Annotated in this window: 16 protein-coding genes; 5 read left to right on the top strand and 11 right to left on the bottom strand. The window is 37.2% G+C overall.

The genetic code is table 11. The features are described 5' to 3' along the window. Nucleotides 1-9 precede the first annotated feature (9 nt). Entirely contained in the window at nt 10-771 is a 762-nt protein-coding gene (locus F564_RS0102110) for a hypothetical protein (RefSeq protein WP_028121147.1), read from the top strand. A gap of 71 nt (nt 772-842) precedes the next feature. Here F564_RS0102110 and F564_RS0102105 read toward each other — a convergent pair whose 3' ends face one another. Beyond that, entirely contained in the window at nt 843-1,478 is a 636-nt protein-coding gene (locus F564_RS0102105) for a peroxiredoxin (protein WP_028121146.1), read from the bottom strand. Between the two features lie 143 nt (nt 1,479-1,621). Then, nucleotides 1,622-2,137 (bottom strand): hypothetical protein, encoded by a 516-nt coding sequence (locus F564_RS0102100; protein WP_028121145.1) that lies wholly within the window; start codon nt 2,135-2,137, stop codon nt 1,622-1,624. Between the two features lie 114 nt (nt 2,138-2,251). On the opposite strand from F564_RS0102100, the gene F564_RS18555 reads away from it, so the two are divergent. The 4 genes from F564_RS18555 to F564_RS0102080 all read left to right on the top strand — a co-directional run bounded on the left by F564_RS18555 (nt 2,252) and on the right by F564_RS0102080 (nt 7,213). Then, a complete protein-coding gene (locus F564_RS18555; protein WP_084406759.1) occupies nt 2,252-4,003 on the top strand; it encodes a glycoside hydrolase family 3 protein in 1,752 nt (583 codons plus the stop codon). 71 nt (nt 4,004-4,074) lie between these two features. After that, nucleotides 4,075-5,235, top strand: coding sequence for an N-acetyl-alpha-D-glucosaminyl L-malate synthase BshA (gene bshA, locus F564_RS0102090; protein WP_028121144.1), 1,161 nt, complete (start codon nt 4,075-4,077; stop codon nt 5,233-5,235). 456 nt (nt 5,236-5,691) lie between these two features. Further along, a complete protein-coding gene (locus F564_RS0102085; protein ID WP_028121143.1) occupies nt 5,692-6,960 on the top strand; it encodes a DUF2851 family protein in 1,269 nt (422 codons plus the stop codon). Nucleotides 6,961-6,976: 16 nt separating this feature from the next. Beyond that, nucleotides 6,977-7,213 carry a PspC family transcriptional regulator gene (locus tag F564_RS0102080; protein ID WP_028121142.1) on the top strand — a complete coding sequence of 79 codons (237 nt, stop codon included), beginning with the start codon at nt 6,977-6,979 and terminating at the stop codon, nt 7,211-7,213. A gap of 405 nt (nt 7,214-7,618) precedes the next feature. Here F564_RS0102080 and F564_RS0102075 read toward each other — a convergent pair whose 3' ends face one another. From F564_RS0102075 to asnS, 9 genes are all read right to left on the bottom strand, one after another. Next, the gene (locus F564_RS0102075) at nt 7,619-8,392 is read right to left on the bottom strand and encodes a succinate dehydrogenase/fumarate reductase iron-sulfur subunit (RefSeq protein WP_028121141.1); all 774 of its coding nucleotides are present in this window, start codon (nt 8,390-8,392) and stop codon (nt 7,619-7,621) included. Nucleotides 8,393-8,414: 22 nt separating this feature from the next. Then, nucleotides 8,415-9,065 (bottom strand): outer membrane beta-barrel protein, encoded by a 651-nt coding sequence (locus F564_RS0102070; protein ID WP_028121140.1) that lies wholly within the window; start codon nt 9,063-9,065, stop codon nt 8,415-8,417. A 2-nt stretch (nt 9,066-9,067) separates the two neighbouring features. After that, nucleotides 9,068-9,655: a hypothetical protein gene (locus tag F564_RS0102065; protein WP_028121139.1), complete on the bottom strand. Its 588-nt coding sequence runs from the start codon at nt 9,653-9,655 to the stop codon at nt 9,068-9,070. Between the two features lie 9 nt (nt 9,656-9,664). Beyond that, complete coding sequence (locus tag F564_RS0102060) at nt 9,665-11,674, bottom strand: fumarate reductase/succinate dehydrogenase flavoprotein subunit (RefSeq protein WP_028121138.1); 2,010 nt, start codon at nt 11,672-11,674, stop codon at nt 9,665-9,667. 14 nt (nt 11,675-11,688) lie between these two features. Beyond that, entirely contained in the window at nt 11,689-12,348 is a 660-nt protein-coding gene (locus F564_RS0102055; RefSeq protein WP_028121137.1) for a succinate dehydrogenase cytochrome b subunit, read from the bottom strand. 193 nt (nt 12,349-12,541) lie between these two features. Further along, on the bottom strand, nt 12,542-14,008 hold the full coding sequence (gene rpoN, locus F564_RS0102050) for an RNA polymerase factor sigma-54 (RefSeq protein ID WP_028121136.1): 1,467 nt from the start codon (nt 14,006-14,008) through the stop codon (nt 12,542-12,544). Between the two features lie 139 nt (nt 14,009-14,147). Beyond that, nucleotides 14,148-14,441: a type II toxin-antitoxin system RelE/ParE family toxin gene (locus tag F564_RS0102045; RefSeq protein ID WP_028121135.1), complete on the bottom strand. Its 294-nt coding sequence runs from the start codon at nt 14,439-14,441 to the stop codon at nt 14,148-14,150. Further along, entirely contained in the window at nt 14,429-14,644 is a 216-nt protein-coding gene (locus tag F564_RS0102040) for a DUF2683 family protein (RefSeq protein WP_028121134.1), read from the bottom strand. Before F564_RS0102040 ends, F564_RS0102045 begins: the two co-directional genes overlap by 13 nt. Nucleotides 14,645-14,724: 80 nt before the next feature. Then, nucleotides 14,725-16,173 (bottom strand): asparagine--tRNA ligase, encoded by a 1,449-nt coding sequence (asnS, locus tag F564_RS0102035; RefSeq protein ID WP_028121133.1) that lies wholly within the window; start codon nt 16,171-16,173, stop codon nt 14,725-14,727. Between the last annotated feature and the right edge of the window lie 25 nt (nt 16,174-16,198).

The raw sequence follows: 16,198 nt of genomic DNA, 5'->3' as shown, positions 1-16,198 counted from the left end.
CTTCAAACTATGAAAAAGATTTCAATTCTTTTATCCATTTTTTTTATAACTTTTGTGAAGTCTCAGGCTTTTTCTGATTATAAATATGTGGTCATTCCAAAAGAATTTCCGGACTTTAAAAATAATAGATCATTTGGTTTGGACGGTCTTCTTGAAAATGCTTTGAAAGGAAAAAAATACACAGTACTTCCTGAAACCAAATCCAGTTGGCCTTCCGAAGCACTTATAAATCCATGTGCAGTTCTAAATGCTGAGATCTTGGATGATAAAAGTATGTTTAGAAACAAAGTTATTGTGCAGTTCAAAGACTGTAACAACCAGGTTGTTTTCACACAGAAGGCAAGCAGCCCTATCAAAGAATTTGAACCAGGTTATCAGGATGCGTTGAAACAGGCTTTGATGAAAATGCCAGTTTCGAAACCTGCGGCCATTACAGGAAAATCCGCGGATGCCAAACTTCAGGAGGTGATAAAAGAAGCGGAACAGACTGCAACAATTGAGGTACACCCACCAACTAACGTTGCACAGAGATTTACCAAAGGTAATTTGTCATTACAGAGGATTCAAATTGCAGAAGATCAGTTTATTTTAGTAGATGGCAACAGCTCTGTTCCCTTTGCTACATTCAGATCTACAGCCAAGAAAGATGTTTATAGAGTAAAATTGGGAACAGGAGAATCTACAATTGGCTATTTTGAAAATGGAAATATCACCATCGAAATGCCAAAGAGCAATGGCGAATTTTCCAATGAAGTATTCTATGCTCAGTAATTTGAAAGGGTTTTCTCTTAATAGAACAATGATGGTCAGAACTGCTTCTGACCATCATTGTTTTAATGCATTTATTTGTTCGGTTGAGGTGTGTACCGTAAATAAGGCGTGACGACTTTCACCCCTTTGCTGAATTTTTTCTCCGCATCTTCCAGCGATAATGCTGCCGGAACAATCACATCATCGCCATCTTTCCAGTCTACAGGCGTTGCCACACCATAGCCATCTACCAATTGCAAAGAATCCAGAACTCTTAGGATCTCTGTGAAGTTCCTACCTGTGGATGCAGGATATGTAATAATTAGTCTTACTTTTTTGTTTGGATCGATGATGAGTAAAGATCTTACCGTCAAAGATGCACTGGCATTGGGATGGATGAAGTCGTATAATGCTGAGACCTTTTTATCTTGATCCGCAATGATGGGGAACTGTACTTCTGTGTTCTGGGTTTCATTAATATCCGTGATCCAGCCTTTGTGATTCTCTATTCCATCTACGCTCAATGCCAAGACTTTTGTATGCCTCTTATCAAACTCTGGTTTCAGTTCTGATGTTTTACCAAGTTCCGTTGTACAGACAGGCGTATAGTCTGCAGGATGAGAGAAAAGGATTCCCCAAGAATCTCCTAGGTATTCGTAAAAATTAAGTGTTCCAAGACTGCTTTCCGCATCGAAATTGGGAGCCGTATCACCAAGTTTTATAGACATAATATATTGTTCTTTGTTTAGTTTAACACAAATTTAACCATAAAAATTCAATTCATACTAATTTGGTATTATTTATTTTCAACCTATAAAAAAGCCATCCCGGAATTCCGACATGGCTTTATTTTGTCAATTAAAAAATTACTTTAGAATTTGCCAACGTTACGGTCATTAATATGATATTTTGCAATCACTTCCTCATAAGACAAAGTTCTTGGATCTACGCTATTTTTTCCATAAACTGCTGGTACTAATACCACTCTGAAAGTCTGTCCCGTAAGGAAAGTGCTTCTGAAATTATTATCATTTTTGATGGAGAGATCAAAATCTGCTCTAAGGTCAATTTGCACGTCGGTAGTGGTAAAATCAAATGTATAATCCATAGCACCTTCATTGAAAAAGTAGGTTTTTGGAAGAGGTTCCCACACCGCACTGTTGTTACCTGGATTACTTTTGCGGTAAACCAAAACAATATCTTGGTTTAGTAATGATCCGTCAAATGGCTGATTGAAGCCATAATAATCTGTCGCATTTTGTACAAGGTTAATATTCAAATCATAAACAGTTGGATAATCTACAACTACTTCTTCGTCATCATCTTTACAACTGAAGATTAATATACTGGATATCAGTACTAATAAAAGGGGAAGGAATTTTTTCATAAGTTTAAATATTTACGTTATCATTTATTTACAAATAACAGACCATAAAAATAGCCATTTTCAGCGGATTTAATATCTTTATAGAAAGTTTTCTAAATTTTAGATATCAAAAAAATGAAAAGGTTAAGTCTTATTATAATAACTTTTATTTCGCAATTTTATTACCCTCAGTATCAGCCAAAGAATATTTCCAAGTCGGATATCAAAAAAGCAAATGATTGGGTTGATCATACCTACAGCAGCCTTTCTCAAGAGGAAAAACTAGGTCAGCTTTTCATTGTTGCACTGTATACCAACAAGGACGAGGCTCATATCAGTCAAATCAGAACAATGGTGACCAATGAGAAAATCGGTGGATTGATTCTGATGCAAGACGATGCAGCGAGAGAAATTAATCTGGTCAATGAGTTCCAGTCCAGGTCAAAAGTACCATTGATGATCGGGATGGATGCAGAATGGGGCGTTTTCCAGAGAATTGCGAAAGCACATAAATATCCTTGGGCAATTACTTTGGGAGCGATTCAGGATAAAAATCTGATTCACGATATGGCATCCAAAATTGCTGAAGATTGCAAGAGAATGGGCATCAATTGGGATTTTGCGCCCGTTGTAGATGTGAACACCAATCCAAATAATCCAATTATTGGGAACAGAAGTTTCGGTTCTGATGTCGGTAATGTCGTGAATTCTGCTTTGGCCTATTCCAACGGTTTACAAGATAATAAAATTCTTGCCGCTATCAAACATTTCCCTGGTCACGGCGATACCGATAAAGATTCTCACTTGGATTTACCAGTTGTTTCTCACAATATGGCACGTTTGGAAAAAACAGAATTGGCACCTTTCAAAGCAATGATGGACAAAGGAATTGGTGGTGTAATGGTGGCGCATCTTTACGTTCCGAGTCTTGAAAGTGAAAAAGGAATTCCGGCTTCAATTTCAAAAAAAATAGTGACTGGAATTTTGAAGGAAAAATACGGTTACAAAGGTTTGATTATAACGGATGCGCTTAATATGGGCGCAGTTGCAAACAAATTCAAAGCGGGAGAACTAGATGCACTAGCTTTCAAAGCTGGGAATGATTTGATGCTGTTTTCGCAAGATGTTGCCACAGGAAAAAAACTGATCCAAAAAGCAATTGATAACGGAGAAATCCTGCAAAGTAGAGTAGAAGAAAGCGTAAAGAAGATCCTTTTGACCAAGTATTTTTTAGGACTTGATCAGTATTCCAACGTCAATCCAAAAAATATCAATGAGGATTTGAACAATGCTTCCCATTCGCAAATCGTTCAAAAAATGTATGCCAACGCTTTGACTTTAATTAAAGATGACAAGAAATTATTACCGCTCGATTGCAAAGAAACGTACTATTATGTTCCATTGGAAGAAGCAGGTTTTGAAATGTTCCTCAGTCAACTCAATACAGAAACAACGGTGATTTTGAAAAAAGCTTCAGAAATCAATTCAATTCCAGCCAATTCCAAAGTGATTGTCGGTTTTCATAAAGATAATTCCACGGCTTACAAACCTTACAAAATTTCAGATTCAAACAAAAAGATTCTTTCAGATTTAAGCAAAAACCAAAGTGTGATTCTGGATGTTTTTGGAAGTCCTTATGCCTTAAAAGATATTGATATTTCCAAAGTTTCCACAGTCTTAGTTTCTTACGAAAATAATGACGATGCGATGAAAGCCACAGCCAACGGACTTTTAGGACGAACGAAAATATGGGGAAGACTGCCAGTTTTGGTCAGTGACAATCTGAAATACGGAATCGGAATGGATGTTGATGCAAAAATACCAACCAATCAACCTGATAGAAAAAATAGTTCAGAAACGAAAAATTCTAAGACGGTAATTGAGTAAATTTGGAATGTTATTTTAGACTAAGATCAAGAGTCTTTATACTTTTTACAACATACATTGTACATAAAAAAATGAAAATAGGTATACTTTGTTACCCAACTTACGGCGGAAGCGGAATTGTAGCAACAGAATTAGGAATGAGTCTTGCCGACAAAGGTTATGAAGTTCATTTCATAAGTTCTGCATTGCCAGCACGTTTGGACGTTACCAACCCTAATATTTTCTTCCATAAAGTGAATGTTCAGACCTATCCGCTGTTCCAGTATCAGCCTTACGATATCGCCTTGTCATCAATGATCTATCGCGTTGTCAATCTTTACAAATTGGATATTTTGCACGCGCATTATGCGATTCCTTATGCTTATGCAGCGTTCACGGCGAAGCAAATGCTCAAAGCAGAGCACAAAGATGTGCCTTTGGTGACAACGCTTCACGGGACGGATATCACTTTGGTAGGACAACATCCAAGTTACAAACACGCCGTCGAATTTTCTATCAATCAAAGTGATACGATAACATCGGTTTCCGAAAGTCTGAAAAAAGATACGCTTCAGTTCTTTAATATTCAGAAAGAGATCCAGGTGATTACCAATTTTATTGATAATTCTGTTTTTGATGAAGATTGCAAAACCTGCCATAGAGAGCAGTTTGCGACTGACGATGAGAAAATTCTGATTCACGTTTCCAATCTGCGTCCCGTCAAAAGAATTCAGGATGTGATGGAAATTTTCAAAAACGTCAATAAAAAGGTGAAATCGAAGCTCATCATCATTGGCGAAGGTCCGGAAATGGAAAAAATCAATCAGTTTCTGGAAGAAAATCCAGAGCTGATCGGGAAAATCAAATTACTCGGAAAAGTGAATGACCTTTATAGAATTCTACAGCTTTCAGACGTCTTTCTTTTGCCTTCAGAGCAGGAAAGTTTTGGATTGGCTGCTCTGGAAGCAATGGCGGCAAAAACACCTGTCATCAGCAGTAATGCTGGTGGAATCCCGGAGGTTAACATCCAAGGTGAAACAGGTTTCCTGGCGGAAATCGGGAATGTAGAAGCGATGTCCAATTACTGTATCAAACTTTTGAGTAATGAAGACCTATTGGCCACGATGAAGGTGAACGCCAAAACGCAAGCTATGAAATTTGACCTCAAAAATATCCTTCCAATCTACATCGAAATGTATGAAACAACGATTTCGAAGTTTGAAGAAGCGAAGTTGATTGACGCTGGGAATTAAACTATTTTGACGAGGTCAATCTTTTTTTGCAGACGATTTCAGTTTAAATAGAAATAGAGTCAAAGCAAAAAAGGATTTCCGTTCAAGTCGGGCTGCAGAGTCCGCATACTACAACAGTTGTCCTAAAACCCAATTTTGTCGTTCCGTAGGAATCTCAACACACGGAAAAGATAGCAGTTTAGATTCCTGCGGAATGACAAAAAACTGTTAAAAACTCAATCATTACTGATTACGCATATTCGTAAATATTTTTGCTTTGATGAGTTTTACGTCTTTGCGAAACTTAAAAATATTCTCAATAATTATAAAAAAAATCTTTGCGAACTTTGCGTTAAACTTTATTACTACTTTTTCGCTGTCAAAAATAATTAGAAATTTCCAAAATTTTTATAACTTAACCCTTTCGAAGTCACGTACTTTGAAGGGGTTTTTGTTTAACGAAAATCAAACACACAAATGAATGAAGAAATATTACAATATCTCTGGAATTTCAAAAAATTCCGGCGTTTCGATTTTGTTTCCGTCGATGGAAAGAATATCGAAATCCTCGACTTTGGCGAGTGGAACAAGAATTCGGGACCGGATTTTTTGTTGGCTAAAATTAAAATTGACAATATCATTTTCGCCGGAAACATCGAGATCCACACCAAAGCTTCCGATTGGTTTTTCCACAACCATTCCGGAAATCCCGAGTTTGGAAATCTGATTCTTCACGCCGTTTACATCAACGATTGTGACATTCCGGAATTGGAAAACCAGCAGATTCCTACTTTGGAATTGAAAAATTATATTGATAAAACCTTGATTCACAAGCATCAGAATTTACGGGAAGAACATTCGTTTATTCCTTGTGAAGATTTGTTTGATAAAGATAAAATCCCATTGTTTTTCGAAGAAGAAGTTTTTCTCAAGAAATTAGATTACAAATCTGAATCTCTGGAATTGTCCTTAAACAAAAATCAAAACAATTACGAAGCGGTCTTGTTTCAGCAATTGGCTTATACTTTTGGATTGAATGTCAACGCGGCGATTTTCCTGCAGTTGGCGGAAAGTCTTCAATTTTCAGTGGTTCAAAAAATCAAACAAAATAGGACACAATTAGAAGCTTTGCTATTCGGTATTTGCAACTTTCTCGAAGAGCCAAAAGATGAAATGATGACAGTCTGGAAACGCGAATTTGATTTTTTGAAAGTCAAATTCAATCTGGACGAAGTTAGAATCGCTCCAAAATTTTCCAAGCTTCGTCCACCCAATTTCCCCACCATTAGGCTTTCGCAACTGGCAAATCTTTATCATTCACAGCCCAATCTTTTCTCAAAGATTATTGAAGCGAGATCGGTGAACGATTTGTTTTCAATCTTCGACGATATTTCCGCGTCAGAATATTGGGATCATCATTTTAATTTTGGAAAGATTTCTACGGTAGAAAATCAGAAGTTATTGAGTAAAAACTTCATCGATTTGATTATCATTAATGCCATTTTACCGATCAAATATTTTTATCAGAAGAATCACAATCCAGAAATCGTGGATGATATTTTTGATTTCTACAAGCAACTGAAACCAGAGAAAAATTCTTTGCTTGAAGATTGGATAAACTTGGGTGTCAAGTTTGAAAATGCGTTGCAAACACAGGCTTTTCTTTACCAATACAAAACATGTTGCACTCAGAAAAAATGCTTAAATTGCGGTATCGGTTTTCAGTTGTTGAAAAGCCAAGATTAACGTAACAAGAATAGGGATGAAAGAACCAGTTTCAATCAACAGAATGCGCCACAAAATGGAAAGAGAATGGTTTGGCGTGTTGACGCGATACGGACACAAACTGGGAATTCCGGTTTCTAAGCTTCGTGTTTTCTTTATCTATTCCACTTTTGCGACTGCTGGTATTTTCTTCCTGTTTTATCTTGGAATGGCTTTTATGCTTTGGATTAAGGATTGTATTGTCACGAAAAGACCAAGTGTTTTTGATTTGTAAAAAAAATTAATCTCGCAGATTTAGCAAATTTTTCAGATTTCAAGTTAAACATCATATTATCATTCCGTAGAAATCTATACTGTTGAGATTGACTGCGTAGAACCACTTTGTTAGGTTTCCTACTGAATGACAAACTTTGTGTTTTTAGATAAATATTGTTTTTATGCTGAATCCCGCAGCCCGGCTTGAGTGGAAATCCTTTTTTGCTTTAACTTAATTTCTATTTAGACTGAAATCGTCTGCAAAAAAGATTGACTTCGTCGAACCACTTCGTTAGGTTTGGGAACGGAAGGCGGAGAAGCTGCCCAAATCATTTCCAAACAAAAAATCCGATTGAAAAACTCAACCGGATTTATATTTTGAAATATTAGTCTAAATTCTAAGATCTAACTTCTAAAATCTAGATTATGGATTCGCAGTTTTCAAGTTTGCAGATGCATATTCTCTGTTCATTCTAGCGATGTTCTCAAGAGAGATTCCTTTCGGACATTCTACTTCACATGCACCGGTATTGGAACAGTTTCCGAATCCTTCTTCGTCCATTGCTTTTACCATATTCAGAACTCTTCTGGTAGCTTCTACGCGACCTTGCGGTAGCAATGCAAACTGTGATACTTTTGCTCCAACGAAGAGCATTGCTGATCCGTTTTTACAAGAAGCAACGCAGGCACCGCAACCAATACAGGCCGCCGCGTCCATCGCTTTATCAGCGTCTTCTTTTGGAACTAAGATTGCATTGGCATCCAAAGTGTTTCCAGAAGTATTCACTGATACAAATCCGCCTGCGGCCATTACTCTGTCAAAAGCACTTCTGTCAACCACCAAATCCTTAATTACTGGAAAAGCAGCGCTTCTCCAAGGTTCGATATGGATGGTTTCACCATCTTTGAAATGACGCATATGCAGCTGGCAAGTTGTGATTCCTGTATCCGGGCCGTGCGCTCTACCATTGATGTAAAGTGAACACATACCGCAGATTCCTTCTCGGCAATCGTGATCGAAAGCAACAGGATCTTTCCCGTCGTTGATCAACTGCTCGTTCAGGATATCCAACATTTCTAGGAATGAAGAATCCGTAGAAACATCAGAAATCTTATAGGTTTCGAACTGTCCCTTTGTTCTATTATTTTTTTGTCTCCAAATTTTCAGCGTAAGATTTAAGCCTTTTTTTGCACTCATAATTTAATAATTTGAGAGGATTTTAATCATTTTTTAAATCAAATTCATATTTAATACCGCAGGTAAAACCGAGGCCTTGTGTGCGATAGGAAGATGGAGCAATTTTGGTGATTCCAGCTTCTCCTATTGCTCCAATAGAAGCAAATATTTCATTTTTATAGATAGACTTTTCTAATCCTACACCAAAAATAAAATTGGTTTCTGATTTTTTTAAATCCAAGTTTTCATTTAAATTGTTAAAGGCCAATTTGGGTTCTTTGTCTCCAAAATAATAAGTTGAATTATTATCAAACGTATTAAATCCGAGACCTAAATCTCCGTAAAACCTTAATCCATTACCAATTCCTCCTGCTATTCTGTATTGCAGATTGATGGAATTGACATCAAACTGATATTTATTAGAAGAAAAATCTTCACTTATTGAACCTTTTTCTGTTCTCTTATATTCAACCTTTATAGCAGAAGATATTGCAATATTTGGATTTTTGAAGTAATAAACTGCCGATAAACCATAATTTGGTTTCCACATAGCGGAACCTATTACAGCTCTTCCTTCTGTTACTTTAGAATTGACAATGTTTGAAAAACCATAACCAAAGTCAACTCCAAGATCTAACTTTTGAGAAAAAGCAATGGTGGGTAAAATAATCAATAATAAAATTAATTTCTTCATTCTTAATTACCTTCAAGCGCTTGCAAAAAGCTTTCATTATTGATGAGCTGTACTACAAGATTATCAATCGCAGGAGGCAAAAATTTTGAAAAATTCGCACCCTTTGTATTGGCTTTTCCTACGAGTATATCTGTCCACACAATCTTATTATTTTCATCAATAAGTTGGAATTTTACCGTGATTTGAGGTATCAACTGAACAGATGAAAATCCTGAAACTGCTTCATAATCAAATTTTTGAAGACTCGATTTCAAGGTTTTGTTTGTAGTCCCTGTAGTATTAATTCCTTTTTTAACTAATCCGGAACTGATCGCTTTGGTTAATAATTGCGGAACAGGTTCTTCTGCTAAATAGGCACCAGACATAGTCTGATTATACATATTCTTTTTGTAGAAGATAACTTTTTCATCAGTATAACCTCGTTCATCTTTCATAGGTTCTACTTTAACACCGCTAGCAGAAGTTACTGTTTTTTCTACAGTATATGCTGGTTGATAATTAATCTTTTCTATGGAATTGCTAAGTGCACAGCTGGTTAACACGCTTCCTGCAAATATGACAGCTCCAATTTTAAAAATGATGCTTTTCATAGTTTTTGTTTATTTGTAACTTCTTGCTTTAACTTCAATATTTTCATACACAAGATCTTCTTTGTGTACTACGGATTGATTGATGTCCATACCTTTGTATTCCCAAGCTGCAACGTATTTGTAATTCACGTCGTCACGTTCTGCTTCACCTTCCGGTGTGGCATGGTCTTCACGGAAGTGTCCTCCACAAGATTCATTTCTGTTCAATGCATCAATCGCCATCAATTGTCCCAATTCCAAGAAATCAGCCACTCTGAAAGCTTTCTCCAATTCTGGATTCATATTATCTGCATCACCAGGAACTCGTACATCTTTCCAGAAGTTATTTCGCACTTGTTCGATTTCTTTGATGGCTTCTTTAAGACCTTCTGGCGTTCTTCCCATTCCTACTTTGTTCCACATAATGTGACCCAATTGTTTGTGGAAGTGATCTACTGTATGTGTTCCTTTATTGGTTAGGAAGAAATTGATTTTTTCTTTAATTTCCTGTTCAGCATTGTTGAATTCCGGCGTGTCTGTTGGGATCTTTCCGGTTCTGATATCTGAGGATAGGTAATCTGCGATCGTATAAGGTAATACAAAATAGCCATCTGCCAAACCTTGCATCAAAGCAGAAGCTCCAAGTCTATTAGCCCCGTGGTCTGAGAAGTTGGCTTCTCCGATGACGAAGCATCCAGGGATTGTAGACTGTAGATTGTAATCTACCCATACACCACCCATGGTGTAGTGCACTGCAGGATAGATCTTCATTGGCGTTTTGTATGGATCGTCAGCGGTGATCTTCTCGTACATGACGAATAAATTACCGTATTTTTCCTCAATCCAAGCTTTTCCAAGATCATAGATTTGCTGATCTGTCGGATTATGAATATTTTTCTCGATAGCGGTTTCTTTACCTTTTTTCATGATTTCTGTTGAGAAATCAAGGTAAACGCCTTCTTTTGTATCATTATTTTCGATTCCGTAACCGGCGTCACAGCGCTCTTTTCCAGCTCTGGAAGCGACGTCTCTTGGAACCAAATTCCCAAATGCAGGATATCTTCTTTCGAGATAGTAATCTCTGTTTTCTTCAGCGATATTTTCTGGTCTTAATTTTCCTTCTCTAATGGCTACAGAATCCTCAATGTTTTTAGGAACCCAGATTCTTCCTGAGTTTCTAAGAGATTCTGACATCAAGGTCAACTTTGACTGCTGCGTTCCGTGAACGGGAATACAAGTCGGGTGGATCTGTACATAACAAGGGTTTGCAAAATAGGCTCCTTTTTTATGAATTTTCCAAGCTGCAGAAACGTTGGATCCCATCGCATTGGTAGAAAGGAAATACACATTTCCGTAACCACCTGATGCGATCACCACCGCGTGAGCAGAATGTTTTTCGATTTCACCTGTGACAAGATTTCTTGCGATGATTCCTCTGGCCTTTCCGTCTACGATGACAAGATCAAGCATCTCGTGACGGTTGTGCATTTTGATTCTGCCTTTACCAATTTGACGGCTCATCGCAGAATAGGCGCCTAATAATAGCTGCTGTCCGGTTTGTCCTTTTGCGTAGAAAGTTCTTTTGACCTGAACGCCGCCAAATGAACGGTTGTCCAATTGTCCGCCATATTCTCTTCCAAATGGTACACCTTGTGCAACACATTGGTCAATGATATTTGCGGAAACTTCCGCCAATCTGTAAACATTGCCTTCTCTAGCGCGGTAATCGCCACCTTTGATGGTGTCATAGAACAATCTGTAAGTAGAATCTCCGTCGCCCTGATAGTTCTTAGCAGCATTGATACCACCTTGAGCTGCGATAGAGTGCGCTCTTCTTGGAGAATCCTGATAACAGAATGCCTTTACATTATAACCTTGCTCGGCAAGTGTAGCAGCGGCAGAACCTCCGGCTAAACCTGTTCCAACGATGATAATATCTATTTTGTCCCGGTTGTTAGGCGCAACCAAGTTCATGTGATCTTTATGATTTTTCCATTTGTCCTTAATAGGACCAGCAGGAATTTTGGAATCTAAACCCATAATTTATGTTGTTATTATTGAGTAACGAAATGATAAATTGCGATGATGATAAATCCTAATGGAATAATGATAGAATACCAGTTTCCAAACGCTTTGATAAAAGGTGTGTACTTAGGATGTCTTGCTCCAACAGATTGGAAAGAAGACTGAAATCCGTGTGCCAGATGCAGACCTAATAATACAAAAGCAATCACATAAAGCACCACTCTCCACAAATCGTGAAATTTGTGATGCAATTCTTCCCAGTATCTGATCTCGTCCGGGTTATTACCTTGGATGTACTTGTAACTGATCTCTGGAAGCCAAAAATCATAAAAGTGCAAGGCAATGAATGCTAATATCACAGCGCCAGAAATAATCATATTTCTCGACATCCAGGTAGAATTAGCAGAACCTTGGTTCATCGCATATTTCACTGGTCTAGCATTGTTGTTTCTGATTTCTAGAATGAAACCCATTACAAAATGGAAAACAACTCCGAAGATCAAAATCGGCTGCATCAGAAACTGAACGGCCGGATTATATCCCATAAAATGGGAAGCGGCGTTGAAAGTATCCTCACTGAAGATTGAGATCATGTTGGTGGACAAATGTATCACCAAGAAAATCAGCAAAAACATTGCTGAAAGTGCCATAGCATATTTTCTGCCTATAGAAGACGTAATCCCTGCCATAATTCTGTTTGTTATTTGAATTTCCACAAATTTAGAAAATAGTTGACTCAAGTAACATTGAGAAATGTCACAAAAATACAGTTTGTAATCTTTCTAAATAACTTTAATGGAATGTTAATTATATGGTTAATTTAATGATCATTCTGTATCAAACAAAAGGAAAAATCCCGAAAATGAGTCGGGATTGTTTCTATTATAGTTCTTTTCTTAATCTGGCTACCGGAATATTCAGCTGTTCGCGGTATTTTGCGATCGTTCTTCTGGCAATGTTGTAGCCTTTTTCTTTTAAAATGCCTACCAAAGCATCATCTGTACAGGGTTTTCTTTTGTTTTCCTTGTCAATGGCTTCTTGCAAATGTTGTTTGATCTCTTTGGTAGAAACTTCCTCGCCGTCATCATTGGTTAGAGAGTCTGAGAACAGATTTTTCAAATAAACAATTCCGTTGGGTGTGTCGGCGTATTTGCTTTTTACCACCCTTGAGATCGTAGAAATGTCAAATCCTGTGATATCTGCAACATCTTTGAGGATCATTGGTCTGATATTTTTCTCATCGCCTGATATAAAATAATCCTTTTGAAGTTTTACAATTGCCGTGATAGTCTGCATTAATGTATTCTGCCTTTGGTTGATGGCGTCAATATACCATTTTGCGGCATCCAGTTTTTGTTTGATGAAAAGCGCTGCCTGCTTGTGTTCTGCGGATTTTTTGTCGTGGGAATAAGTGGTCAAAATTTCCTTATACTCATCCGATACACGAAGAGAAGGTGCATTTTTGTTATTCAATGTGGCGGTCACCTGATTGTCTTTGACTTGGAGTACAAAATCCGGAATAATCTCCTGATTGATGGTGATTGTTTGTGTATCGAAGTTTCCACCTACTTTTGGCGAAAGTCTTGCGATTTCGTCCAAAGCTTCTTTTAGGTCTTCTTCTTCGATGTCGTATTTTTGAAGGATTTTATTGTAATGTTTGTTAGCCAGTGCATCAAATTGATTTCTTAAGATATTTCCTGCCAAAATGACAACAGGATTTGAACTTACTTTTTTCTCGATTTGAAGTAAAAGGCACTCTCTTAGATCCCGTGCACCAACTCCTGGTGGATCCAGTTTCTGAACATAATTTTCAAGGATGTAAGTCACTCGTTCTGTAGTGGTGTAAATTCCTTGAGAAAAGGCGAGGTCGTCCACAATAGATTTGATGTCTCTTCTCAGATAGCCGTCTGTGTCAAGGTTTCCAATCACATATTCGCAGATTTTCAAATCGTCTTCTTCTACGGTTGATAGTCGGATTTGCTCCAGAAGATAATCATAAAGCGTTTGTCCTTCTGTCAGTAAGGATTGATTGTCAAACTCTTCATCGTCCGCAGAATAATTGCTGCTGGCGGTTTTGTAATTAGGCTCATCATCGTAAAGATAATCATTGACATCGAAATCTGTTTCTATGCTTTCCGTACCTTCGTTTTCGTATGCTTCCTCTGCCGCTGTGTAGTCATCTTCTTTGCTTTCTTCTTCGTTGACTTTTTCCAAAGCAGGATTTTCCTCAAGCTCTCTCTCGAGTTCTTCTTCAAACTCCAAAGTGTGAAGTTGTATCAGCTTCATCAGTTGAATTTGTTGAGGGGCAAGTTTCTGCCCAAGTCGCATTTGTAGATTTTGCTTTAGCATATTGGTAACGTTTATCAGTTATGATTAACGTTTACGAAGTTAAAAAATAATTTTCAAAAAACAACAAGTTTAGCACGATTTTTGATGAGTTAATAAAAGTTAACAAAAAAACCTTCAAAGGAATCTGAAGGTTTTTGCTTTATGGTTCAAGATTTTCTGGATTTCTTCGGTTATCCCAAAACGCAAGAATTTCAATTGTGCCTTTTTCAATTCTGAAAAATAATGAATAATATTTAAGAATTTTAATTTTATATATTTCATCAAAGACGGTCTTTATTCCAATTTTAGGATTTTCAGAGAGCTCTAATTGTTTTTTCTTTACTTCAAGTCTCAACTTTTTTGAATAAGTTTCGGATGAATTATGAATATTCCAATATTTTAAAGTTTCTGCTAAATCTAGCAAAGCTTTTTTCGTCCATTTTATTTGAAACATTTATCAAGGATTTTTTCAGCTTCATCTTCAGTGAAGAATTCACCTCGCTTAGCTTGGTCAATACCTTCTTGCAATTGCTTTTGTTGCCAATCTGTTAACTTTTCCTTTTTCGAAACCTCAAATTTTATATTCAATTCCTTCAAAAGCGCTTCAATTAATTTTAATTGATTTTCAGATTCGTTATGTAAAGTAATTGTGCTCATTGTAAAATTTTAAGTAAAGTTAATAAAAAATTCCTTCAATAATAACTGAAGGAATTTGCTTTTTATATGTTAATTAATGCCTAAAATTCTGCATTTTTAGGTGTTCTTGGAAAAGGGATCACGTCTCTGATGTTCGTCATTCCAGTTACGAAAAGAACTAATCTTTCCAATCCTAAACCAAATCCAGCGTGCGGCACAGAACCGAATTTTCTCGTATCAAGATACCACCAAAGTTCGTGCTCATCAACACCGAAGTCTTTCATTTTTTCAAGAAGAACATCGTGTCTGGATTCTCTTTCAGATCCACCGATGATTTCGCCGATTCCTGGGAAAAGAACGTCCATTGCGGCAACCGTTTTTCCATCGTCATTCAGTTTCATATAGAAGGCCTTGATTTCTTTCGGATAATCGAAAAGGACAACTGGCGTTTCGAAGTGTTTCTCCACCAGATATCTCTCGTGCTCAGACTGCAAATCTGTTCCCCATTTCTCAATCGGATATTGGAATTTGCCTTTTTTATTTTCTTTTGAATTTAATAAAATCTCAATCGCTTCCGTGTAAGAAACTCTCTTGAAACGCTTCGCAACCACGTTTGTGAGTTTCTCTATCAAGCCTTCTTTTGCTCTGTCTTTCTCCGGTTTTGATTTTTGCTCTTCTTCGAAACGTTTGTCTAGGAATTCCAAATCGTCTTTGCAGTTATCCAAAACGTATTGGATTACATATTTCAAGAAATCCTCAGCAAGGTCGATGTTATTCTCAAGATTATTGAACGCCACTTCTGGCTCAATCATCCAAAACTCAGCTAAGTGACGCGTTGTGTTAGAATTTTCTGCACGGAAGGTTGGTCCGAACGTATAAATTCTTCCCAATCCCATCGCTGCAGTTTCGCCTTCCAATTGACCAGAAACGGTCAAGTTGGTTTTCTTTCCGAAAAAGTCCTGAGAAAAATCGATGTCGCCTTCTTCGGTTTTCGGCATATTATTAAGATCAAAATTGGTAACGCCGAACATTTCGCCAGCGCCTTCTGCATCGGCTCCGGTAATAATTGGCGTGTTGATGTAGAAAAATTGATTTTGATTAAAGAAAGAGTGAATCGCAAAACTCACCGAGTGACGGATTCTGAAAACCGCTCCAAAAACATTGGTTCTGAATCTCAAATGTGCCTGCTCTCTTATCGTTTCCAAAGCGTGTTTTTTTGGCTGAAGAATAGTTTTTTCTCTTTCTTCAGAAAAGTTGTCGCCTAAAATGATAATTTTTTTAGCTATAATTTCTACGGCTTGTCCTGCACCCTGACTTTCTATTACTTCACCTACAATTTTAAGAGAAGAAGCTGTGCTTATTTTACTAATAATATCGGCATCAAAATTTTCGAAATCAACAACAATCTGCAAATTATTAATTGTGGAACCGTCGTTAAGGGCAATAAAGCGATTCGCACGGAATGTTCTCACCCAACCCTGAATGGTAATATCGTGATGTAATACTTTTTTGTAATCTGCTAATAGGTCTTTAATTGTCTGTCGTTTCATTATCAAAAATTAGTGAGTGCAAATT

Source organism: Epilithonimonas tenax DSM 16811, assembly GCF_000428485.1.
In the GTDB taxonomy this organism is placed as follows: Bacteria; Bacteroidota; Bacteroidia; order Flavobacteriales; family Weeksellaceae; genus Epilithonimonas; species Epilithonimonas tenax.
Note: the sequence above shows the minus strand (reverse complement) of the source record. Positions and strands in the feature narration are given on the sequence as shown.

Excerpts from the sequence above, each read along its gene's own strand:
- bshA (WP_028121144.1), top strand. The coding sequence starts at position 4,075 with ATGAAAATAGGTATACTTTGTTACCCAACTTACGGCGGAAGCGGAATT.
- rpoN (WP_028121136.1), bottom strand. The coding sequence starts at position 14,008 with ATGCTAAAGCAAAATCTACAAATGCGACTTGGGCAGAAACTTGCCCCT.
- F564_RS18555 (WP_084406759.1), top strand. The coding sequence starts at position 2,252 with ATGAAAAGGTTAAGTCTTATTATAATAACTTTTATTTCGCAATTTTAT.
- F564_RS0102065 (WP_028121139.1), bottom strand. The coding sequence starts at position 9,655 with ATGAAAAGCATCATTTTTAAAATTGGAGCTGTCATATTTGCAGGAAGC.
- F564_RS0102055 (WP_028121137.1), bottom strand. The coding sequence starts at position 12,348 with ATGGCAGGGATTACGTCTTCTATAGGCAGAAAATATGCTATGGCACTT.
- F564_RS0102075 (WP_028121141.1), bottom strand. The coding sequence starts at position 8,392 with ATGAGTGCAAAAAAAGGCTTAAATCTTACGCTGAAAATTTGGAGACAA.
- F564_RS0102070 (WP_028121140.1), bottom strand. The coding sequence starts at position 9,065 with ATGAAGAAATTAATTTTATTATTGATTATTTTACCCACCATTGCTTTT.
- F564_RS0102045 (WP_028121135.1), bottom strand. The coding sequence starts at position 14,441 with ATGTTTCAAATAAAATGGACGAAAAAAGCTTTGCTAGATTTAGCAGAA.
- F564_RS0102080 (WP_028121142.1), top strand. The coding sequence starts at position 6,977 with ATGAAAGAACCAGTTTCAATCAACAGAATGCGCCACAAAATGGAAAGA.
- F564_RS0102085 (WP_028121143.1), top strand. The coding sequence starts at position 5,692 with ATGAATGAAGAAATATTACAATATCTCTGGAATTTCAAAAAATTCCGG.
- F564_RS0102040 (WP_028121134.1), bottom strand. The coding sequence starts at position 14,644 with ATGAGCACAATTACTTTACATAACGAATCTGAAAATCAATTAAAATTA.
- asnS (WP_028121133.1), bottom strand. The coding sequence starts at position 16,173 with ATGAAACGACAGACAATTAAAGACCTATTAGCAGATTACAAAAAAGTA.
- F564_RS0102060 (WP_028121138.1), bottom strand. The coding sequence starts at position 11,674 with ATGGGTTTAGATTCCAAAATTCCTGCTGGTCCTATTAAGGACAAATGG.
- F564_RS0102105 (WP_028121146.1), bottom strand. The coding sequence starts at position 1,478 with ATGTCTATAAAACTTGGTGATACGGCTCCCAATTTCGATGCGGAAAGC.
- F564_RS0102110 (WP_028121147.1), top strand. The coding sequence starts at position 10 with ATGAAAAAGATTTCAATTCTTTTATCCATTTTTTTTATAACTTTTGTG.
- F564_RS0102100 (WP_028121145.1), bottom strand. The coding sequence starts at position 2,137 with ATGAAAAAATTCCTTCCCCTTTTATTAGTACTGATATCCAGTATATTA.